The organism is uncultured Maribacter sp., from assembly GCF_963977385.1.
In the GTDB taxonomy this organism is placed as follows: domain Bacteria; phylum Bacteroidota; class Bacteroidia; order Flavobacteriales; family Flavobacteriaceae; genus Maribacter.
In genome coordinates this window covers 133,638-158,617 of record NZ_CAXBOU010000001.1, presented here as the reverse complement: position 1 = coordinate 158,617, position 24,980 = coordinate 133,638, and the positions used below count along the sequence as shown (strand labels likewise).

Annotated in this window: 8 protein-coding genes and 2 tRNA genes; 8 read left to right on the top strand and 2 right to left on the bottom strand. The window is 36.7% G+C overall.

Going from position 1 to position 24,980, the window contains the following annotated elements; translation table 11 throughout:
- Positions 1–242 precede the first annotated feature (242 nt).
- The 5 genes from AAC084_RS00665 to AAC084_RS00645 all read left to right on the top strand — a co-directional run bounded on the left by AAC084_RS00665 (position 243) and on the right by AAC084_RS00645 (position 19,215).
- Positions 243–17,567 carry a T9SS type B sorting domain-containing protein gene (locus AAC084_RS00665; RefSeq protein WP_339835522.1) on the top strand — a complete coding sequence of 5,775 codons (17,325 nt, stop codon included), beginning with the start codon at positions 243–245 and terminating at the stop codon, positions 17,565–17,567.
- 19 nt (positions 17,568–17,586) lie between these two features.
- A complete protein-coding gene (locus tag AAC084_RS00660) occupies positions 17,587–18,531 on the top strand; it encodes a type IX secretion system membrane protein PorP/SprF (RefSeq protein WP_339836835.1) in 945 nt (314 codons plus the stop codon).
- A gap of 44 nt (positions 18,532–18,575) precedes the next feature.
- On the top strand, positions 18,576–18,938 hold the full coding sequence (folB, locus tag AAC084_RS00655; protein ID WP_339835520.1) for a dihydroneopterin aldolase: 363 nt from the start codon (positions 18,576–18,578) through the stop codon (positions 18,936–18,938).
- Between the two features lie 43 nt (positions 18,939–18,981).
- Positions 18,982–19,053, top strand: a tRNA-OTHER gene (locus AAC084_RS00650).
- Between the two features lie 88 nt (positions 19,054–19,141).
- Positions 19,142–19,215 (top strand) — tRNA-Cys (locus tag AAC084_RS00645).
- Positions 19,216–19,299: 84 nt separating this feature from the next.
- On the opposite strand, the gene AAC084_RS00640 is transcribed toward AAC084_RS00645, so the two are convergent.
- Positions 19,300–19,698, bottom strand: coding sequence for a DoxX family membrane protein (locus AAC084_RS00640; RefSeq protein WP_339835517.1), 399 nt, complete (start codon positions 19,696–19,698; stop codon positions 19,300–19,302).
- Positions 19,699–19,704: 6 nt separating this feature from the next.
- Positions 19,705–20,865, bottom strand: coding sequence for a DNA polymerase III subunit delta' (locus AAC084_RS00635; protein WP_339835514.1), 1,161 nt, complete (start codon positions 20,863–20,865; stop codon positions 19,705–19,707).
- Between the two features lie 125 nt (positions 20,866–20,990).
- On the opposite strand from AAC084_RS00635, the gene AAC084_RS00630 reads away from it, so the two are divergent.
- From AAC084_RS00630 to AAC084_RS00620, 3 genes are all read left to right on the top strand, one after another.
- Entirely contained in the window at positions 20,991–22,181 is a 1,191-nt protein-coding gene (locus AAC084_RS00630; RefSeq protein ID WP_339835511.1) for a phosphoglycerate kinase, read from the top strand.
- A gap of 118 nt (positions 22,182–22,299) precedes the next feature.
- Complete coding sequence (locus AAC084_RS00625; protein ID WP_339835509.1) at positions 22,300–23,937, top strand: LysM peptidoglycan-binding domain-containing protein; 1,638 nt, start codon at positions 22,300–22,302, stop codon at positions 23,935–23,937.
- 15 nt (positions 23,938–23,952) lie between these two features.
- Positions 23,953–24,954, top strand: coding sequence for a DUF4837 family protein (locus tag AAC084_RS00620; protein ID WP_339835505.1), 1,002 nt, complete (start codon positions 23,953–23,955; stop codon positions 24,952–24,954).
- The last annotated feature ends 26 nt before the right edge of the window (positions 24,955–24,980 follow it).

Sequence of the window (24,980 nt, the reverse complement as noted above, 5' to 3'; positions counted from 1 at the left end):
TATGTATTTACCTACAAAGAAGTGACTGAAGGCGCTACTGTTTTGGGTGTGAAATCGTTGAAATACACACTTTTATAAAAAATCAAACCCATTCTATTTGCTGTTTCACAACAGAATACATTCATACCACAACAATAAATTCTTCACGTAACTACTATAGTGAATATTTGTTATTGGAGAATTTCGCTTAGGACGATTTGATTGTAAATCGAGTGATTGGATTTCTTCAATAAGTATAGAACATGACCAAGCCGACTAGTTTTTTAGATTATACGAAATACACTTCTCTTATGGGAAAGCATTACATCAAATGTTTCATTTTCATTTTATTCTTAGTATTAGGCTCTCAAACGGCCTTTTCGCAAGTTAAAACCCCATTTCAAGTGCGTTATGAAGCTGATATTCGTGGAGAACTTACCTTCATTGCGAACAACATCGTTAACAGACGTGTAGCTGAAAGATCTTATCGCCGATGGGTTTATAGAAATGGGGGGTGGCGTAGAGAAACTATAACCGTCCCAGCGGTTTCCCCTAATGACCCTCTTAACGATACTGGTAATTCTTCTGATTACAATGATAACTACGACATGCAATACATTGATGTCGACAGTGACAATTCTACGTTCAGTTCTAGTAGCGCTACTTTGACCATTCCTAATATTGATTGTGCATTGGTACGATATGCAGGACTATACTGGTCTGCAGTTTATGTAAATGGAGACAGAAGTAATATTGACGATATAAAATTTAGATTACCAGGCGGTGCTTACCAAGATATAACTGCAGATGAAATTATATTTGATGGAAATGGGGATGCGGATTTTGGCTATTATAGCCCATATGCAGCTTACAAAGATGTAACCTCTATAGTTAGTGGTTTGGTTAACCCAAATGGCGACTATTTTGTTGCTAATATTAGGGCTAGTACCGGTAATAGTATTTCTGGTGGAATATCTGGTGGTTGGAAAATGGTTGTGGTTTATGAAGACCCAAACTTGTCTGGAGATAAATTCATTACCACTTTTGATGGTTATGCCGGTATTAAATCTGGAGAAAGCGTTGATATTCCAGTTAACGGTTTTACCACATTACCAGCACCTTTTCCTGTTTATGCAAGTATGGGTGTTGCTGCTTTAGAAGGAGATAATAGAATTGGTGGTGATGGACTAGAAATTAATGCAAATGGCACATTTTATCCATTATCAAACGGAGAAAATCCTGCAAATAATTTTTTCAACTCTAGCATCTCATTTTATGATGCTCAATTTACGGCAAGAAACCCCAATAGCATTAACACCTTGGGTTGGGATGTTGATTATTTTGAAATTCCGAATGGAGGCGCTAGTAATACAATAATACCGAATGGAGCTACTAGTGCTGTTTTAAGAGCGAGCTCATCTCAAGATAAATATGATATCTTTTTTACTTCTTTTGATGTTGATATTATCGCACCGAACATTGTATTGGAGAAAAGAGTACAAACTCCTGGTGGTGTAGATATTACCGGTCAAGGTGTTCACTTAGGTCAAATATTAGATTATGTGTTGACCTTTGAAAATATAGGTAATGATGATGGTGTAGGGTATACAATTAGAGATGTGCTACCGGTTAACGTATCACCACCAGATGGTCGTAGTTTTTTCAACGCATCAGATTTTTCTTATCCTGCTGGCGTAACGTATGTATATGACCCTCTTTCTCGCGAGATTATTTTTTCAGTTCCAGATCGTTATGTAGAAGATGAAGATTCTGAATATTCAATTCGTTTTAGAGTACAAGTAGCAGAGAACTGTTTCGATTTTATCAATGCATGTTCAGATTTAATTGAGAATGTTGCATATGGTACATACCGAGGCGAAGACAATTCAGCTCAAGTTACCGATGACCCTAGTGTTACCGATTTCAACTCTTGTGGTTTTACGGTACCAGGAGCAACAAATTTTCTTTTAGATGACCTTTCTGATTGTACTTTTGATAGAACCATAGAGCTTTGTGGTACAAGTGCTATTTTGAATGCAGGTGATGGTTTTGACTCTTACGTGTGGTATCGTGATACCAATACTAATGGTACAATAGACGCTACCGATATTGAAATTAATGATGGCGACCCAGATAACGATCCCAGTACGCTAGTTGTTACTGCTGTTGGTACGTATATCGTAGATAAAATAGTAGCTGACCCTTGTAAAGGTTTTCTAGAAATAATAACTGTAGAGCCGTTTGGTTCAGGAAGCTTGCCTAACCCGGTAACAGAACACTTTAACGAAGTAAATGGTGACACTGATCCTTTTAATGATATACCAGGAGAAATAGTTTTCTGTAGTATTGATAATTCTTTTATACCAAAGATATTCTTATGCGGTATTAACGATTCTCAACCTTTGGCGGTAAATATTGTAGATGCACAAAGTGTTACTTGGGAACTATTAGATGAAGGTAGTTGTACACCGGTGGGGGAAGATTGTGCGAACAAAGCACTTACCTGTTCTTGGAGTGAAGTAGGGAACGGCAGTAACTTTCTTTTAAATGCTCCTGGTGAATATAGACTTTCTGTTGTTTATCAGAATGGTTGTACAAGTCGTTTTTATTTTAAAGGCTTTCAAAACAATTTAGATATTGAATTCAACAATAGAGATATTGTTTGTGATACAGATGGTAACATAACTATTACAAACCTTGGAAATGGTTATGGTTATCAACTTGTAGATAATGAAACAGATAACATTGTTGTTCCTTTTAGTTCAAATAACGGCCCTAGCTTCGATTTTACTACAGGTGAAAATGGATCATATAGAGTAGAAGTTACTCAACTTGATATAAATGGTGACCCAATACAGGATGCTTGTATTTTTACAACTCCGGTTATTGGTGTTTTAGAACGCAATGTAGCCTATAACGTAAATGTAACCCCAGAAACGTGCTTTGCTTTAGGTACAATAAACTTGCAAGTAAATAATGCAGATGCTGTTTATGAGTATGAGATAAGAAGAGATGATGGAACTAATGGAGGAGCTGGTACTCTAATTGACAGTGAAAATGGTCAAATAGACAACAACTTTACCTTTAATGATTTAAGTGCAGGAGATTATATCGCTATAATTAGAACTGCAGACGGCTGCTCTTATAGTGAAGAAGTTACTATAATTGATGAAAACGATCTAGAACTAACCGCAAGGGTTTCTCAACATATAACTTGTAGAGAAGGTAATATTTTAATGGACTCAGATGGTGGAAGACCACAACATACTTATGCCATTTGGTCGTATGTTGATGAAGGCGGTACTACGATTACTTCTTATCCAACATTTACTGATATACCTCCAACAAATTTTCAAACGAGTCAAATATTTGACATACTAGATGCGGGCGATTACACTTTTGTGGTTTTGGACAGAAATGGATGTTATTCTATATCAAACATCGTAAGTATTGAGTTTGAACCTGCTGCAGATTTTAATGCTACAACAATTGTAGATGTTAGCTGTTTCGGTGAATCTAGCGGTGGCATTCAGTTTAATCTGATTGATAACAATGGTTACCAATTAACGTTCTCTTTGTTTGACTCAGATGACCAACCATTAGGTGTAAATGGATCAGGGTTTTTCACTAATCTTCCTGAAGGTGATTATAGGGTGGTTATTAACCAAAGAAAAGGTAGTGCCTCTTGTGATTACGAGGAAAACTATTCAATTAGTGCTCCATCTGCAGCAATACAAGGCAATGCAGTTTTAATTCAAGACTATACTTGCTTGCAAGATGGTATTATTGAAGCACAAAATGTTATTGGTGGTACCGCACCATATGAATATAGTATTGACGGAATTAACTTTGTTCTAGACACGGCAATAAATGCACATAGATTTGAAAATTTAACAGATGGCAGTTATAATCTGATTATTAGAGACGCCAATGGTTGTACTCTTAGTACCGATCAAATTGTAATTGACAGACCAAATCCACCAACGGATTTAACAATTGTTGAGTCTCAAATTACATGTCCGGCTCAAACTTCTAATTTAACGGTAAATGCAATTAACGGTACAGCTCCTTATACGTATTCAATTATTGCACCATCTATTATTACACCAACAAGTACTACAGGAAACGAAGCTACTTTTAATGGTTTAGCTCCCGACACGTATACGGTAAGGGTTACAGATGCAGATGGTTGTTTTTATGATGAAAATTATACGATTAATGCTATTAACCCAATGTCTGCCAGTGGTACAACCACACAGCCAATTAGTTGTTTTGGTGCTGCCGATGGTATTATTCGTTTTAATGTAAATTTCCAAGCAGGTCAAAATTTCACGTACACGATTACTGGTCCAACAGGAGTTGTTAGAACTGGTGGTACAGAAGCTGTTATTGACAATATTAATGGACTAGTAGCTGGAGATTATACGTTGGATATTATAGATACAGATACAAATTGCACCTATACTGTTACACATGAATTAGAAGGTCCGGCTTCGGCATTGACCATTTTAAGCCAAACGGAAACTCAGCCTAGTTGCATATCAGACGGTAGTGTAAGTGTTCTTGCCACAGGTGGATGGGGTGGTTATGTATATGTATTGAATAATCCAGATACTACTGTATTTGGTTCTAATTCTACAGGGGCTTTTAATGGATTATCACAATCAGGAACCTATAATGGTACAATTACAGATGCTAATAATTGTAGTATTCCATTTACGTTTGATTTAGATCCTGCGACACTCCCTGTTTTAGAAATAACTCCTAATCAAGATTGTTTTGATGATGCTGTTTTATTGACGTTGACGGCAAGCGTTTCTTCTGGTGGAGATGGTACTTTTGAATATAGCTTAAACGGAGGTCCTTTTAGTAGCACCAATGTTTTTGCCGACCTTTCTGCAGGTACCTATACTATTGATGTTAGAGACGGTAACAACTGTGCGGACTCTAGTAGCATAACAATTGATCCTGCTTTAACGGTTACTGCAAGTGCTAGTAATATTACTGCATGTGGTACAGATACTGTTATCGATATTTCTGCCGCTGGTGGAGATGGTAATTATGTATATGCAGTGGTAGATGACGGAGATATACCAACTGCGGGTGATTTTGGAGCAACTAGTACAATTACAGTTACTGTTACAGGTGATTATGATGTGTATGTTAGGGACAATAGTGGAAATACAGATTTCTGCGAAACTCCATTTGATATTACCATTGATCAAGATGCTCCTGTTGCTGCGACACCAACCGTTATAGATGTCACTTGTTTTAGTGGTAATAATGGTAGTATTTCATTAGCGCCAAGTGGAGGCGAAGGGCCATATACCTTTAGTATTAATGCCGGTACTACTTTTGGTACTGTAAGCTTATTTAACGGTCTTACTGCTGGCACTTATGATGTTAGGGTTAGAGATGTAAACAATTGTGAAGCTACCTTATCTATTCTTGTAAATGAGTTACCTGAAATTGTAGCAGAAAGCTTTCAAACAGAAGCGTATACATGTAATCAATTGGCAGAAATTACCGTTGGTAGTGTAACACCTACAGCAGGTGGTTCTGGTTCTTATCAATATAGCTTAAACGGTGGCGCTTGGACAGCGGCAACCGCTGGTGGAATAGTTTTTACAGATTTATCTAATAATACATATACCGTTCAAGTAAGAGATGCAAACAATATCAATTGTGTTGTAAACCTTCCTGAAATTATAATTGCTCCTTTACCAACAGTACCTTCTTTAAGTAGCAGTGTTGCTTATAGTTGTGATGGTACGGGGATTATTACGATTCTTCCTAATGACGCTACATATACCTACAGTATTGATGGCAATACGCCTCAAACTAATAATGTTTTCAATAATGCATCTGTTGGTCAACATACTATTACCGTAGATTACGGTAGTGATTGTACTACGGATATTATTGTAGATGTTCAAGACGGTTTCGCTTTCGAAGCAGCTTTACTTTCTTCTGAAGATTTAAATTGTAATGCAGATAATTCTGGTTCAATTACATTTGAGGTAGATAATTACGGAACAAGTGGTTTCGAATATAGCTTAGATAATTTTGTAAGTATTTTAGGTAGTACTACAGTATCTCCTCAAACCATATCAGGTCTTTCAGCTGGAAATTATACCGTATATGTTAGAGACGCAGGTAGTACATTACCAGGATGTTCAACTTCTTTCGATCACACTGTTTCAGAACCAACAGAAATTGTTGCTAGTGCAATTCTTTCACAAGAATACACTTGTAATAATGGTGGTGCTGAAATTACGGCTAGTGCAACAGGTGGTACTCCAGGATATGAGTATCAATTAGAAGAAAGTGTAATTGGAATAGTAACTGCATACCAAACAGGTACCGTTTTTAACGGATTATTGGCAGGGACATATAATGTTCGTGTAATGGACGCTAATGGGTGTTCAGATTTAATAGATGCACCTATTGTAGTTACCGCTCCTTTAACTCCGGTATTTACACTTCAAGAAACTGTATGTTATAGTGGAAGTAATGATGCAACTATTGTTGTAGATGTTACATCAGGAAATGGCGATTATCAATTTAGAATCAATGGTGGTTCTTATATTATTCCAACTCCAGTAGATGCAACTTCTTATACGTTCACCGGACTTTCAAATGGTACATATACTATTGAAGTAACTGATGCATTTGGTTGTGATGCTACGGCACAAACAGTAACAATAGAACAACAAGTTACGGTTAGCGCAAGTGCTAGTACAATTACAGCTTGTGGTACTGATAGTGAAATTAATATTACTGCCGCAGGTGGTGATGGTAATTATGTATATGCAGTGGTTACAAATGGTGTAACTCCAACAGCTGGTGATTATGCAACAACAAATCCAGTTACCGTAATAGGTACTGGTGATTATGATGTGTATGTTCTTGACAAAAGTGGAGCAGCAGATGCTTGCCCTGCAATGTATGATATTACTATTGATCAAGATACACCAGTAGCAGCAACACCAACAGTAGTTGATGTCACTTGTTTTGGTGGTGATAATGGTAGTATTTCTTTAGCTGCAAGTGGCGGCGAAGCTCCATATACCTATAGCATTGATGGTGGAACTACTTTTGGATCGGTTAGCTTATTCAACAATCTTACTGCTGGCACTTATGATGTTAGGGTAAGAGATGTAAATAATTGTGAATTAACAATATCTGTTCTTGTTGACGAATTACCGGAAATAATTGCAGAGAGTGCTCAAACAGAAGATTATACATGTAATCAATTAGCTGAAATTACTGTTGGTAGCGTTACTGCTACAACTGGTGGTTCTGGTTCATATCAATACAGTATAAATGGTGGTACTTGGACAGCTACAACTGCAGGCGGAACTGTTTTCACTGGTTTATCTGACGGAACATTTACTGTTCAAGTAAGAGATGCAAATAGTATTGCATGTATTATTAGTCTTCCGAATATCATCATTGCTCCTTTACCGACAGCTCCTTTATTAAGTAGTACTGTTGATTATAGTTGTGATGGAACAGGGATTATTACAATACTTCCAAATGATGCAACTTATACGTATAGCATTGATGGAAATATACCTCAAGCGAGTAATGTATTTAATAACGCTACAGTTGGTCAACATGCCATTACCGTAGATTACGGAAGTGAGTGTACTACAGATATTATTGTAGATGTTCAAGATGGCAATGCTTTTGATGCTGCAATTTTATCTTATGAAGATTTAGATTGTAACGGAGATAATTCTGGTACGATAACTTTCGAAGTTGAGAATTTTGGAGTGCTTGGATATGAGTATAGCTACGATAGTGCTTTTGCAACTATTGAAGGAAGCGATTCAGCTGCAACCCATACAATTTCTGGACTATCGCAAGGTACTTATACTATCTATGTAAGAGATGTTGACAACCCAATTGCGGGCTGTACTAAGTTTTTCACTCAAATAATTAATGAGCCTGCAGTTTTAGCAGTTTCTAATACGCCAACACAACCTACATGCGATGACGACGGCGCTGTAAATATTACCGTAACAGGTGGTTCTTCTGCATATTCTTATGTTATTGAATTACCAGGTGGTTCATCTACACCTTCGCAAAATACAGGAGTATTTACAGGTCTCGATCAATTAGGGTTACATACGATTACAGTTACCGATGCAAACGGATGTACTGATACAGATACATTTACTTTGGTAGCACCAGCTATTCCAGTAGCAAGTATTTTACCTAGTTCAGATGTATGTTTTGACTCTTCTGTTTCAGGTTCGGCAACGATAGTAGTTGGAGCAACAGGAGGAGTATCTCCATTCACGTATAGAATGAATTCAGGTGTATTTGCAGCTTCAAATACGTTTACAAACCTTACACCTGGTAGTTATACTTTTGAAATTAGAGATGCCAATGGTTGTAAGGATACGGTAGCTTTCGATATAGAAGCTCAGTTAACGGCAAATCTTGCATTAACAAAAGACCTTGATTGTTCTGTATCACCAGAAGCGACCATGAATTTAGTGGCAAATGGAGGTTATGCACCTTACAATTATGAATTAGAAATAAATGGTGGTGGGTTTACTGCATTTGCAGGTACTTTCCCATATGCAACTTCAACTGCAGGTACTTATAGATTTAGAGTTACCGATGACCAAGGTTGTACAGCTGTTTCAAATATAGTTACGGTTACGCTAACAGTAAACCCGGTTGCTACCGAAACGGTTACTGCTCCAACTTGTTTTGGTGATTCTAATGGTATTATAGAAATTAATATTGACCCGAATTTTGGATCATCCCCTTATCAAATTAGTTTTGAGAGTAGTGCCTTTACAAACCAAAGAGTATATACTGGTTTAGCTGCTGGTACATACACGTACACGGTTAGAGATTCTAAAGAATGTATTTACACACAAACTGTTACTATAGTTGACCCAATATTGTTTGATGCTAATGTAGTTGCTACAGATGTTAGTTGTGGAGGAACAGGTGACATTCCAGGTAGTATTGATATAACTATTACAAGTGGTGGTGTACCTAATTTCACGTATACCCTTTATGATAATTTAAATAATGTTGTAGTTACTACTGGTCCTAACCCTATTGTAAATACTACGGCTACTACAGCTACTTTTGATGGTTTAGCATTCGGCGATTATTATGTTCGTGTGTTAGATGCTAATGGATGTGAGTATTATGAAAATCCAGTGAGGGTTCTTTCAAATCCTTACCTTTCTGTTGATGCCCTTGTACCTGCAGTTAGTTGTTTAACTGGCGGAACTGTAGATTTGCTGGCAAGTGGAGGTTCAGGAAATTATGATTTTACTATTTATGGATCAGGAACAGCTCCGAATTCAGAATCTTCCGGTCCTTTGGCTGGTGAAGAAAGTGCTACTTATACGGGTTTAAACCCTGGTCAAACCTATGTATTTCAGGTTATAGATACCGACACCAACTGTTCAAGTTATGTGGAAGTTGATATTCCAACATTATCATCAATAGATGTTGTTGCCAACCCAACAATTACAGATGTAGCTTGTTATGGTGATACAGATGGGTCAATTGCTTTTCGATTTGAAGGGTATGATGCTTCTGTTACCTCAATTGATTTTGAAATTAGAGAATCGATAACAAACACTCCTTTAGGAGGTACTTATTCTGGAACAGTAACTGGTCCTATTGGCCCAGGTCCTACTCTTCCAAGGACTGTTGGTAGCATTCCTCCTGGAGATTATGTTTTATTCTTTAAAGAAACATCTAGTCCAGATTGTACGAATACATTTGAATTTAGAATAGTAGAACCAAATCCTGTTACCTTAACTCTAGTTGATCAGAATAATGGGTATTGTACTGAAGATGCTAATGTAACAGTTATTGCAGGTGGTGGGAATGGATCTTATACGTATGCTTTTGTAGAAGATGGCGATCCGGTAGTAGCAGGAGATTATGGTACAAGTAATTATAAAGAATTAGATCCTTCTGTAAATACAGAGTGGGATGTATATGTAATGGATGGAAATGGTTGTGCTACAGCATTGCCATTAGATGTTACTATTGCAGAAGACCCCTCTCCTGTAATTTCAGCGGTAGTATCTAACCAATGTGCTGCTAATGAAGGTGAATTTGTTATAGATATTACATTAGATGGAGTGGGAATTCAACCTTACACCTTAAGTGTTAACGGAGGATCTTACCAATCTTCTACCCTTACAACATTAGGTACTACACACCAGTTTAATAATTTAAGTTCAGGTAATTATACAGTTGAAGTACGGGACTTTAATGGTTGTGGTAATATTGAGACATTAGAAATCTTCAAGCCTACTTCAATTACTGCTGAAGTAACTGCGCAACCAACTTGTATTGGAAACGATGGAGAGGCTTTAATAACTGCTTATGGAGGTTCAGGTGTTTATTTGTATGAATTATTCGACGCTGGTGTAAGTGTAAATGGATTACCTCAAGCATCTCCAATTTTTACAGGTTTAGAACCAAAAACATATCAAGCATTTGTATACGATCAAATTCTAACAGGTTGTGACAAATCTGTAGATCTAGAATTAGAATTGCCAACGGCTGTTTTATTTACGACTTCTGCAATAGACGTAAGTTGTTTCGGCGGTAATGATGGTAGTATTGTAGTTGCGCTTAACCCAACTATGGACAACCCTCCATATACGTACCAATTATTTACAGATCCTACACCACTTTTACCTTATGACGCACTAAGGATGATACCGGAAGGGCTAGTTCAGACTACGAATATATTTTCTAATTTATCGGCTAATGATAACTATGTAATTAGAGTTTATTCAGATAGAGGATGTTTCTTAGATGTATACGAGGATGTTTCTGAGCCATTAGAGATATTGAATGTTAACGCTTCTATTGTTGAATTTGGTTGTACTGTGGGTAACAATCCAAATAATGCAACAATTACTGTAAATACAGGATTAATCACAGGAGGAAGCAATACCTATATCAGGTATGAATTTATTGACAGTAGTTCTGCAGTGGTTCAATCTGGTGCTTCAAATGTATTGACTGTAACAGATAGAACAGGAGAAACTTATACTATCAATGTATATGATGATAATGGATGTTCAGGTAGCACAACGGCTACTTTACTTCCTTATGATGAAATGACAGGAGCTACAGCTGTAGTAACAACTACGGTTACATGTACGCCAGGTGGCGATGGTGTAATTATAGTTACAGCAACATCTTCTGCTAGCGATAACACTAAATATAGGTACAGCATCGATAATGGTGCGACATATGAAACAAGCAACGTGTTTAGCGGATTGTCTGCCGGAAACTATAATTTCTTAGTTAGACATATCGATACAGGTTGTATCGTTACAACTTCAGCTAGAATTGAAGAACCAAATACCTTTACTATTGATGTCGTTAAGACAAGGGATGTCGTTTGTTTTGGAACGGATACAGGCGAAGTAACTTTTGAATTGGTTGATGCGACATATAGCACTGGTTTTGATTGGGAAGTTTTCCGTACCGATAATACTCCGGTTACTAGTGGTTTTATACTTACTAACGGTCCTACACCAATTGTTAACTTAGGAGTTGGCGAATATTATGTTTCAATATCTCAGAGAGACAATCCTTTCTGTACCAATGTTGAATATTTCAATATTGCAGGACCTGATGCCGATATTACTGGAAACACAGTAGTGACCGATATTACTTGTGTACCTGGAAATGATGGAACAATCACTATCACCGACGTAGTTGGTGGATGGGGTGGCTATACATACTATGTAGGTGTGGGTGTACCAGCAACTACAGATTTCGTTGCAGGTGCTACTTTTGATACCCTTCCAGCTGGTACATACCAAGCTTGGGTACGTGATGCTGAAGGTTGTGAGAAACTTATTCAAGATAATATTGTACTTGATGTTCCGGATCCAATTGCGGCAACATTACAAGTAAACATAGAGAACTGTACAAACCTACAGGGAGAAATAGAAGTTAGTTTGCCAACAGGTGGACAAGGAAGTAACTATACTTACCAATTGGTAATGAATAGTTCGAACTTCCGTGCACCACAGAACACCACAGTTTTCTCAGGATTAGGTGCTGGGGAATACGAAGTAATTGTTACAGATCAGTGGGGTTGTACATTTATTACGTTACCTGTAGAATTATACGAACAATTAAGCGCAACTACTTCTGTAGACAAAGCAATTGATTGTACGGGGACAATTGGTGGAACAATATCAATAAATGTAACTGGTGGTTCTATAAACCTTGAGTTTGTAATGACACCTCCAACAGGTGCTGCTGTAACTCAGGCGAATAATCCAATTTTTACTGATCTTGTAGATGATGGTACCTATAGTTTCTTAATTAGAGATTTAGATACTACAAACCCTGTTTGTGAAATTACGGTAACGCAAGAATTAGCTCCGGCTATTCAGCCAATATTTGCTGATACCCATATAGATATTACATGTTTTGGAGCTAATGACGGTTCAATTACATTAACACAAACTGAAAATGGAGTTAACCCATTAACATTTACTATTGCTCCTGCAGCTGGCACATTTAACGCTACTAGCAATACGTTCGAGAATTTACCTCCTAATACGTATGTAGTAACTGCAACGGGAACAAACGGTTGTAGTTCAGTTTCTGGTAACATCGTTATTGATGAGCCGTTAGAGATACTTAATGTTAATGCAGATGTAGTTGAGTTTGGTTGCACTACTGGTAACAATCCAAATAATGCAACGATAACTATAGATGTAGCCGCGATTACTGGCGGTAGTACTAATTATGTTATTTACGAATTCTTAGATAGTAGTTCTGCTATTGTACAATCTGGAGCATCTAACGTAATGAATGTTTCTAATAGAGCAGGAGATACATATACTATTAATGTTTATGATGATAAAGGCTGTTCAGGTAGTACAACGGCAACGGTGCTTCCTTTTGATGCCATAATCGATGTAACTGCAGACGTAACAAATACCGTTACATGTGCACCAGGAAATGACGGAGAATTGACAGTAACCGTGAATTCAACTTTAAGTGACCCTACTAAGTTCGAGTATAGTATTGATAATGGTACAAACTACCAAGTATCAAACGTGTTGGGAGGCTTATCTGCTGGATCGTATACGATATTGGCAAAGCACTTAGATACAGGTTGTATTGTTTCTGCAACACAAACTATAGCAGAACCGAATACATTTACCATCAACGTTGTTAAAACAAGTGATGTCATTTGTTATGGAACTGCAACTGGTGCTGTAAATTTTGAACTAGTTGATACAACATACCCTGGCGGATTTACTTGGACCATTTATGACACTGAAGGGACATTAGCAAATACTGGTGATGATACCATTATTATTTCTGGTACAGAAGCAACAACAAATGGTCCTACAGCTGATATTAGCTTAGAAGCTGGTAGTTACTATGTTTCAATAAGACAAGACAATAACCCATTCTGTACAAATACAGAAGCATTCACTATAAACGGCCCTACAGTTGATATCAGCGGAGGTACTGTTGTAACAGATATTACTTGTAACCCTGGTAACGATGGTTCAATTACAATCATTGACGTAGTTGGTGGTTGGGGTGGCTACACATATTATGTGGGTGTAGGTGCTCCTGCAACTATAGATTTCGTAGCAGGTGCTTCGTTTACAGGATTAGTAGCTGACACTTACCAAGCATGGGCACGTGACTCAGAAGGTTGTGAAAGATTAATTCAAAATAATATTGTACTTGATGTTCCAGACCCGATAGCAGCAACATTACAAGTAAACCTAGAAAACTGTACAAACTTACAAGGAGAAATTGAAGTTAGTATGCCAATTGGCGGACAAGGAAGTAACTATACGTATCAATTGATAATGAATGGTACTAATTTCCGTGCTCCACAAAACACGAGAGTATTTTCAGGTCTTGGTGCTGGTAGCTATGAAGTGATGATTACAGACCAATGGGGTTGTAGTTTTACTACACTTGCAGAAGTGTTGTATGAACAAATGGATGTTTCTACTACAGTAGTTAAATCTATAGATTGTACAGTTACACCAGGTGGTGAGATTACGGTTAATGTAAACGGAGGTTCTACAAACTTACAGTTTGAAATGACTACTCCATTAGGTAGCGTTGTCACTCAAACTAACGGGGTATTTACAAACTTAACTGAGGCGGGATTATATTCTTTCCTAGTTAGTGACCTTGACACCACTAACCCTATTTGTGAAAGAACAGTAACGCAAACATTAGATGCACCGGTAGACCCAGTGCTATTAGATGCGACTATTGTAAATGTGAGTTGTTTTGGTGGTAACGATGGTAGTATTAGGGCAAATATTGACCCAGCGACCAATGTGAATCCTATTTACCAATATGAATTATATGCAATTGCTGATTTGGTTACTCCGATTGCTTCTCAGACAAATCCGTTATTCACGGGCTTAGTAGAGGGAGATTATCAAGTAAAAGTAATTTCAAGTAGAGGTTGTGAGGGTATCAAGAATGAAACTATTACTGAGCCTACACAATTAACGGTTAGTGCGGTGGCAACAGAATTTAGCTGTTCGCCAAGTAATAGTGTTAATGCAGCAACTATAACAGCAACAGCTGGCGCAGGTACAGGTACCGCACCATATTTATACAGCATAGATAATATCATCTTCCAAGCATCTAACACATTCAATGTTACCGATACTGGAAGTGCACAAACAATCGATGTTTATGTAAAAGATGCTAAAGGATGTACAACGTTCGATACCGTAACAGTTCAACCGATAAATACATTTACGGCTTCTATAGCTAAAGATGTAGCGATAAACTGTACTACTGATGAAACAGTAACAATTACTGTTGTAGATAATGGTTTGGCACATAACTATAGTTATGAGTTATTACCAATAGGTAACACAACCGCAACATTGGTAAGTTCTACGGCAACAACGGCTACGTTTAATTTAGATACTGTTGGCTCTTATGTATTTAGAGTTACAGATATAGATACGGGTTGTTATGTTAATACAGCTAGTTATACTGTTGCACCATTCGATTTTATTACCGCATCGGCTACTGCAACATCTGAAGTTACTTGTTTCGGTGATACTAATGGTAGTTTAGAAATTGATATTGATGGATACACTGGTAATTACAATTACGAAGTTTTCAATGCCGCTGGTGTTTCAGTAATAGCATCGACTGCAACTGACACTAGTATTAATCCAAGAACAATATCAGGATTATCTGGTGGCAGCTACTATATAACTATTACAGAGACCGATATTCCTTTATGTTCTGAAGATACGAACATGATAACTATTGTATCTCCAGACAGACCTTTAGGCGGGGTTGTTACTACGTTAGCAGAAGCTACGTGTACGGATGACCAAGGAGAAATAAGAGTTGCGGTAGAAGGCGGATATAAGCCTTATGATATTGTTTTAACGAACACTACAACTGGTGATGTTTATATAATGGATGATGTTAATGAAGGTATTTTTACAAACCTTTCTGCTGGCGATTTCACAGTAAGCATTACCGATGATGCCGGATGTGTTGTAAACTATACAGAAACATTGACTCCTGCTACTCCGATTGTAGCCAATGCAACTCCGTTGGTAACAGACTTAGCTTGTTTTGGTGACACAGGAGCTGTAGTTACAGCAAATGTAACAGGTGGCGGTAGTGGTTCTTATGGATATCAGTTAAATTATTATGATGCAACTGGTGCAATAATTACAACGACAACGGGAATACAAACGAATCCTAATTTTAGAGATTTAGGAGCTGGATTCTACAGTGTTACTGTTGTAGATGGATGGAATTGTGATATCACAACCAATACTGTTGAGGTAAGAGAACCGACTGAAGTACAGGCTAGCCTATTAAGAACAGACCCATTAACCTGTGCAACAGGAGCTGAATTCGAACTTACGGCAACTGGCGGTAGTGGTTCTTATGAATATAGTGTAGATAATATAAACTTCTTACCTATGACTAGCAATCCATTAGGATTACCTGAAACAGGAATATTCCAAGAAGGTACATATCAATATTATGTGCGTGATGCAATTAATGGTTGTGAGTCAGTAATTTCAAATGCTATTACCGAAACAGAGATAGCCCCATTAATATTAACGGTGGATAAAACAGCTGCTTCAGTGAACTGTACAGGAGAAAACACCGCAATAATATTTGCAACGGCACAAGGTGGTTTAGGAAACTATCAATATGAATTGTTTACGGATAATTCTTTAACTGTGGCATCTCGTATTGCAGGTCCTCAGTCACAAGGTGTATTTAGAGACTTAGGCGCAGGAACGTATTATGTAACTGTAATTAGTGAAGACTGTACTACAGCTTATGAAGAAGTTGTGATTGATGAGCCTACACCATTATCGTATACTGAAAGTATCATAAATGTGACTTGTGAAGGTGAAAATGATGGTGAGATTACGGTAACACTTTCTGGTGGAGCTGGAGGTTTCCAATATGCAATTTCTCCTAATCTGAACCAGTTCTTTAATAACAATACGTTCACAGATCTAGAACCTGGTGAGTACACGATAATTGCACAAGACCAAAATGGTTGCTTTGAATATCTAACGTACACTATTTCAGAACCAGCAAGTTTAGTGGTATCTGCAGAAACTACACCAGAAATTTGTGTAGATAGTCAAGATGGTACGATAGTTCTTGAAATTAGTGGAGGAACCGCACCATATAGCACGGCGTTGAATTCTAGTAATGATGCAGATTTTGTCCTAAATAGAACCGATTTCCTAGACATGGCTTCTGGTGAGTATATCATCATTATTAAAGATGCAAATGGTTGCGATACCAACGTAGTTGTTGAAATAGAGAGAGGTGTAAACCTTAATGCTATTATTGAACCAATTTATGAATGTTCAGGTGAAAGTCCAAGTAACTATGTAAACATCACTCTAGAAGACGATAGTGTTATAGGTGATGTATTGTATGCTATTGATTCTGTTGATCCGGCCGATTTACAATTGAATCCAGATTTCAGAAATACAGCACCAGGTAACCATTATATTACCATAGCACATGCTAATGGATGTATTCAAACAATTGACTTTGTCATTGAGGCATTTGAACCATTGACACTTTCGTTAGAACAGCATAACATGAATGAAATAACGGCTGTAGCTGAAGGCGGAAGAGAAGGGTATACCTACTACTTCGATGGCATCGATAATGGCGATAAAAATACATTCTATATTACTAGAACAGATACGTTTGAAGTTCGTGTAGTAGATCAAATTGGTTGTGAGTCAATTTCTAATATTTTCATGGAATTTATAGACCTTGAATTGCCTAATTTCTTTACGCCTGACGGCGATGGACAGAACGATTTTTGGATACCAAGAAACATAGAACAATTTCCTGAAATACTAATAAAAATATTTGATCGTTATGGTAGAGTGGTTTCTGAACAATCTGTGGATTCACAGGGTTGGGATGGCAAATATTCTAACAAAGAATTGCCTACTGGAGACTACTGGTATGTAATCAAATTAAACGGAGAAAGAGACGAAAGAGAGTTCGTTGGTCACTTTACCCTATATCGTTAATAATTAACTTAAGAAGATGATGCGGAACAGTTTATTGACCTTAGCATTTTTTATTAGTGCCTTTGCCGTTAAAGGGCAAGAGCTAACCATACCTCAATTGTCACAATACCTTGCGGATAATCCGTTCGTTATGTCACCTACATATGCTGGTATTGGTGACCATGTGAAAATACGCCTAAATGGTCTTACACAATGGGTAGGTATTAAAGATGCGCCAGATACTCAGTCGCTTGCGGCCGATATGCGAATAGGTGAAAAGTCGGGTATAGGAACGTTATTATATAATGATAGTAATGGTGAAACAAAGCAACGGGGAGCAAGACTTTCTTTTGCGCATCACTTAACCCTGGATCGATACGATGATGAGTTTTTGTCTTTCGGTATTTCTTATAACTTCAATCAGTTTAGAATTGACATTCAAAACTTCGACTCACCAGATATTGCAGTAACAGACGATAGAGCAACTACAAACCACAATTTTGATGTTGGTATGCTTTATCGATACGACAAGTTTTATTTTAGTGTTAATGCTTCTAACATATTGGATAAAGACTTAAGTAATTTCAACCCTGTTTTTGAACCAAATAGATTAAGAAATTATTATGTCTATACTGGCTATAGATATATGAAGAAAAGGACTAGCAAGGTAGAGGTAGAGCCTTCTATTTTATTTCAATTGTTTGAAAGTGATGGTCGTTCGGTAACAGATTTGAATTTAAAATTCAGATTTTATGATTTTGAAGATTATTATTATGCAGGTATTAATTATCGTTTTTTGAATGATCAAATTGGAAGCCCTCTTTATATTGCCCCAATAGCAGGAATTAAGAAGGATAATTTTTACTTTGGATATTCATATCAAGTCATTTTAAATGAGCTTCTTGGCTATAGTTCAGGAACCCATGTGGTAACCTTAGGAGTGGATTTATTTCAAGGCATTAGTAATTGTCGTTGTACCTATTAAATCTTCAAGGAGATTGATTAAGTTTGTTCTCCAGAATATGAATAATGGGTAAAGTACAATTAGAAAATATAAAGGCATTCGCCCATCATGGCTGTTTGCCACAAGAAACTAATATTGGTAGTGATTACTTAGTTAATGTTTCTGTAGACACAGATTTGTTAAAAGCGTCTATATCAGATCAGTTGAAAGATACGGTCGATTATGTTCACATCAACAAAATTGTCAAGCAAGAAATGGCGATACCATCCAAGTTATTGGAACACGTGGCCAAAAGAATTATTGATCGAATATTTTCAGAACTTCCATTCGTAGAAAAATCAAAAGTTTCCGTTTCAAAAATCAATCCGCCTATAAATGGTGATGTAGAAAAAGTAACGGTGACCTTAAAGTTAAATAATATGAAGTGATTTTTGTTTAGCAATTTTACTGTTATTACATTTGAATATAATTGGCATTGTGGCTGAATTGGATAAGCAAGGTCTCGCAAGGATTTTTATGGTGGTTCGAATCCACCCGATGCCTCAAGTATAGATTTCTAAAAGAAAAATAAACTAGTTATTATGATTTTTAGATTAATTAATTAATTATTTTTGCTGTCCCTTAAAAAAATGGCATCGTGGCCGAGTGGCTAGGCGCAGCTCTGCAAAAGCTTGTACAGCGGTTCGAATCCGCTCGATGCCTCCAAAAAAAACCCTCCAAATAGGAGGGTTTTTTATTTTATACAAGTTCTCTTATGTAAAGTAAAATCTTCAGTGTCGTTAGAGATACTTAAAACTGCAAAAGAAATACCAATAGAATAGAAGGGATAAAATATACAGCAATGGTTTTAGCCCCCTCGTAATCCTTTGCCACACGTTGCCCAAACAATAGCATGAGTAGCGTTATGCACGATAAAATTGCACCATAAAGTGCAAAGAGCGTATCGCCTGTACTTAAAAGTTGATAAATACCGATTAAACAAAGTATACCTGTAATGATTTCTGTAAAAAGAATAATACCAACTAATAGTGGCACCATATTTTTAAGAGGAGTGGCTGAAAAATGCTCTTTTAACCATGAGACATTACCGCTCCAATCAGAAACTTTATCAAAACCACTTTGTAGAAAAGTAATAATTAAAAACAATAAAAGTAAAATCTCCGTAGCATGTTCTAACATTGTTTTCATAATAGTTTAGTTTAGTTCAGTTTTTTTTCTGTGTAAAAGTCGTGTCAGTTTTATTGATAAGTCTGTGAAAATAATTTTTGAATTTCCGTTTCGCTCTATGTGATAAATGGCTTCTTCTAGCTCATGTGTAATATCTAGAATATTATTTTCATGCACAAAGGGCGCAAATTTTTTCAATTGAAAACCATCTGAATGTATTTTTAAATAGGCAAGTTCTTCTGCTCCGTAATTAATCATCAAAGCTTGTCGCATTACAGTAATACAATAAAGAAGAAAATTTTTCTGCGTTTCTCTACCAGTTTTACCAACCTCTTCGCTCCAAAGTAACAATTCGTGGATTGCAGCCTTATTTCCTTTTGCTTTAAAAGCACTGCGCACCCATTGTACAAACCAATTCTCAAAGACGAGATCTTCAGAATCATTATTTAATAAGTCCAGGGCTTTATTAAAATTTCCGTTTGCCTCGTGTGCTAATCTCATGGCTTCTGGCTTAGCGGCTCCTTTTTCAATTAATGCGCTTGCTATTGCATCTTCAGCCAATGGTGGAAAGTGAACAACCTGGCACCTAGACTTAATAGTCTGTATTATTTGCTCTTCATCTTCACATAAAAGTAGAAAAATAGTTTTATCGGGCGGTTCCTCAATTAATTTTAATAGTTTGTTTGAAGCTGCGGTATTCATTTTTTCGGCCATCCAAATCAACATTATTTTATAACCGCCTTCATAAGATTTTAAATAGAGCTTTTTTACAATATCATGTGCTTCATCTACGCCTATTTGTCCTTGCTTTTTTTCTATTTCAATATGACGATACCAATCGAATAGATTACCATACGGCTGTTCTATAATGAACTCACGCCACTCTTTCATATAATGGTCGCTTACTGCGTGTGATTTTACTTTATCAGAATTAGCAACAGGAAAAGCAAAATGAACGTCAGGGTGGGCAAAAGAATTAAACTTAAGATTACATGCCTCATTTCCCCCTATATTTTCTCCATTACTATTTTGGCAGATAATATATTGAGCATACGCTAATGCCATTGGTAAGAGGCCACAACCTTCTGGTCCAACAAAAAGCTGTGCGTGTGGTATACGCCCTGCATCAGCACTTAAAGCCAAGTGATTTTTAATATGGGTAAGTCCTAAAATATCTTTGAATAACATGGATTCAAATATAGTTGTTTTAAAGCATAACAAAATTAATGGAATTGAGGTTAAATTAACCCGATAAGCACTTTATCACAAGGCTATTAATCTTTACATTTGTTATCTAACAAAAGGATAATAGCATGAAAGTATTGAATGACTTTAATTTTGAAAATAAGAAGGCGTTAATAAGAGTGGACTTTAATGTTCCCTTAAATGATAAATTTGAAGTAACGGATACAAATAGAATTGAAGCTGCAAAGCCTACGATTATTAAGATATTAGAAGATGGTGGTAGCGCTGTGTTGATGAGTCATTTAGGGAGACCTAATGGAAAGCGAAATCCAGATTTATCATTAAGTCATATTTGTGCTGCAGTATCAGATATCATTGGCGTTTCTGTGAAATTTGTTGATGATTGTGTTGGGGAAAAAGTAGAAAAAGCCGTTGCTGAATTAAAGGATGGAGAAGTACTTTTATTAGAAAACTTAAGATTTCATAGCGAAGAAGAAAAAGGAGATGAGAGTTTTGCTGAAAAACTTTCAAAACTTGGAGATATATATGTAAATGATGCTTTTGGAACCGCACACCGTGCACACGCATCAACTACAGTGGTGGCAAAGTTTTTTCCGGATGCGAAGTGTTTCGGTTTGTTAATGGCTAAAGAAATAGAAGCGATAGAAAAAGTTATGGCGACTGGTGAAAAACCTGTTTTGGCTATTCTTGGAGGAGCAAAGGTTTCTTCAAAAATAACCATTATCGAAAATATTTTGGATAAGGTTAATGACTTGATTATTGGTGGAGGAATGACTTATACCTTTATTAAGGCACAAGGTGGAAAAGTTGGTGATTCTATTTGCGAGGACGATAAAATGGACTTGGCTTTAGAGATTCTTGAAAAGGCAAAGCAAAAAGGAGTAAATATTCATTTACCCGTAGATGTTATAGCAGCAGATGATTTTGATGCCAATGCAAATACACAAGTAGTAGATGTAGATAAAATACCAGACGGATGGCAAGGATTGGATGCAGGCCCGGATACACTACAAAATTTTAAAAAGGTCATTTTAGCTTCTAAAACTATTCTTTGGAATGGACCTATTGGTGTTTTTGAAATGGAGAAATTTGCAAATGGTACCATCGCAGTCGGTAATTATATCGATGAGGCAACTAGAAATGGTGCTTTTTCATTAGTTGGCGGAGGAGATTCTGTTGCTGCTGTGAAACAATTTGGCTTTGAAAACAAAGTTAGTTATGTATCAACAGGCGGAGGAGCAATGCTAGAAAGTTTAGAGGGCAAAATCTTACCGGGAATCGCTGCAATATTAGCGTAGTAAAGGCGTTATCGATAAACGGGTTATAACGAGAATTTGTACATTTTAAGAGAATATATTTTATTCTAATTAAAAAATGTGCGATTTTCGTTTGTTCCGTTAACAAATTTTGCCTCATATGAACAAATTAGCCTACAATTGTTTTTATTTCTTAGGATTAACTCTAGTCCCAATTTTGGGGTTTGCCCAAAGTAAAGATGCCATTACCACGGTAAAAGATTCGTTAAGTCGTAACGTAATCGTTGTCAATGATTCTTTAGACAATGAAACATCTAATGCAGTTCCTATTAACCAAATAGGGAAGCTAGCGAATATTCCGAAAGAAAAATTAGTGCTGTTCAAGCCCACAGAATCTTCTTCTTATAATCTTGAGGATAATGAATTGGCCGCCAAGTTTGATAGTTTATGGATGAAAGAACTTGTTGAAGCTGCCCCTCTTTTTGATGAAATGTATCAAGAAGTAATGGAGCTCGACACAATTTCGGAATTCGTTTTAGACCTACCTACCGACACCCTAAAAATGCGTTTGGCTAGGTTAAATGAAAAGACACCTTTTAATGTCGAATACAACAAATCTTTAGAAAGCGTAATTAAATCATTTCTGACTAGGAAAAGAGATTTAATGGAACGTATGCTTACGATTAGTCAGTTCTATTTTCCACTATTTGAACAGCAATTAGATAATCATGATATTCCATTAGAAATGAAATATCTAGCTATTATAGAGTCAGCTTTAAACCCTAAAGCTCGTTCTCGAGTAGGGGCAACAGGGCTCTGGCAGTTTATGTATGGTACTGGTAGAGAAATGAAATTAAATATCAACAGCTATGTTGATGAGCGTAGTGACCCAATAAAATCTACTGAGGCTGCATGTAACTACTTAAATAGATTATATAGAATTTATAATGATTGGGATTTGGCGTTAGCTGCATATAACTCTGGGCCAGGGAATGTAAACAAAGCTATACGAAGAAGTGGGGGCCAAAGAAACTATTGGAACATTAGGCGAAATCTACCAAGAGAAACGGCAGGATATGTACCAGCTTTTCAAGCTACCATGTACATTTTTGAATATGCTGAGGAGCACGGACTAATAACCAAAAGAGCAGAACGTGCCTATTTCGAAACAGATACGATACATGTAAAAAGCATGATTACTTTTGACCAAATTTCAGAATTAGCCGGTATCGATAAAGAGGAATTAAAAATATTAAATCCTTCTTATAAGTTAGACGTTATACCTTTTGTTAAGGGTAAAACTCACGCATTGAGGTTGCCAGTGCGTAAAATGGGAAAATTTGTGGCTAATGAAGAAGCAATTTATGCACATGTAGAAGAAGAATTAAAAAGTAAGGAAAGTCCGCTTGCAGAAATTACAAAACAAGCTGACCAGAATAGTATTCGTTATAGAGTAAGAGATGGTGATTTTCTTGGAAAGATAGCTGAGCGTTATGGAGTAGGTGTAAGTCAACTTAAGCAATGGAATGGTTTGCGTAGTAATAATTTACGAATTGGACAACGATTGACAATTTACCCAAGAAAAAATGCAATTGCATCTGTCAAGCCTCGAGAAACACCTGCTAGGTCGAATGTTGCTAGTAATTCAAAAACACACGAAGTTAGAAGTGGAGACTCATTATGGACCATTTCTAGAAAATATCCTGGTGTTAGTATAGAAAATTTACGAAAGTGGAACGGTATTAGTGGTAATAACTTAAAACCGGGCACAAAACTTAAATTGTGCGACTGTTCATAGTAAATTGAAATACCAATGAAAAGAAAATTTTTACTTTATTTTTTAGCAATACTAGGATTATCAATAGCATGTAAAGAGGATGGCAAGGCAGATTATTTACCAGAATCTGTAGGCGCTATGAATACGCTAACGGTAGTAATCGACAATGAATTGTGGAAAAGTAGTGTTGGTGACGCTATTCGTGAAAAATACACTGCAGCTGCTCAAGGCCTAACCTGGGACGAAGCACTATTCAGTGTAACTCAAATTCCGCAACAAATTTTTTCAGGCTCTATTAGAAACACGAGTTCCATTCTATACGTTATGGAAGATTCTTTAAATGTGGCACACTTGAAATCTAATATGTACTCTAAGCCACAAAAGGTCGGAGTAGTTAAAGGTCGAAACAAAGAGGAACTGATTGAAAACATTAATAAAACCGCACCTGAATTTATTAAGGAATTTAAGGCACTTGAAATTGTAAAAGCGCAGAAACGATTTGAAAAATCATTAAATAAAGAAAAAGCGTTAGTAGATAAATTTAAAATTTCAATGAAAATCCCTTCTATTTATAGAGTGGGTCGAGAGGAAGATAATTTTGTTTGGATTGATAGACAAATTCAAAAAGGTAACATGAACATTATCGCATATACGATTCCTTGGGATAGTTTTCAAAACGATTCAACTTTTGTACAGGATATTATTAAAATGCGCGACTCTATTGGTAAGCTTTATATCGGAGGTGAAGATATACCTGGTAAGAAGAATCATATGATTACCGAAAAAGCTTTTTCTCCGTATGTCTTTCCTGCTGAAGTTTCTGGCAAAAAAGCGGCAGAGGTAAGGGGAATTTGGGAAATGTCGGCATACCCAATGGCAGGTCCGTTCTTAACTTATATTATTAACGATAAGGAGAACAATCGTAAGTTAATAATAGAGGGCTTTGTTTTTGCGCCAGCAACTAAAAAAAGAGATTATATGTTTGAATTAGAAGCAATAATAAAATCTGTTCAATTTAATGTAGAGGAGAAGAAATAATTTTTTTTCTACAATGAAAGATAAAG

Excerpts from the sequence above, each read along its gene's own strand:
- AAC084_RS00665 (WP_339835522.1), top strand. The coding sequence starts at position 243 with ATGACCAAGCCGACTAGTTTTTTAGATTATACGAAATACACTTCTCTT.
- AAC084_RS00660 (WP_339836835.1), top strand. The coding sequence starts at position 17,587 with ATGCGGAACAGTTTATTGACCTTAGCATTTTTTATTAGTGCCTTTGCC.
- folB (WP_339835520.1), top strand. The coding sequence starts at position 18,576 with ATGGGTAAAGTACAATTAGAAAATATAAAGGCATTCGCCCATCATGGC.
- AAC084_RS00640 (WP_339835517.1), bottom strand. The coding sequence starts at position 19,698 with ATGAAAACAATGTTAGAACATGCTACGGAGATTTTACTTTTATTGTTT.
- AAC084_RS00635 (WP_339835514.1), bottom strand. The coding sequence starts at position 20,865 with ATGTTATTCAAAGATATTTTAGGACTTACCCATATTAAAAATCACTTG.
- AAC084_RS00630 (WP_339835511.1), top strand. The coding sequence starts at position 20,991 with ATGAAAGTATTGAATGACTTTAATTTTGAAAATAAGAAGGCGTTAATA.
- AAC084_RS00625 (WP_339835509.1), top strand. The coding sequence starts at position 22,300 with ATGAACAAATTAGCCTACAATTGTTTTTATTTCTTAGGATTAACTCTA.
- AAC084_RS00620 (WP_339835505.1), top strand. The coding sequence starts at position 23,953 with ATGAAAAGAAAATTTTTACTTTATTTTTTAGCAATACTAGGATTATCA.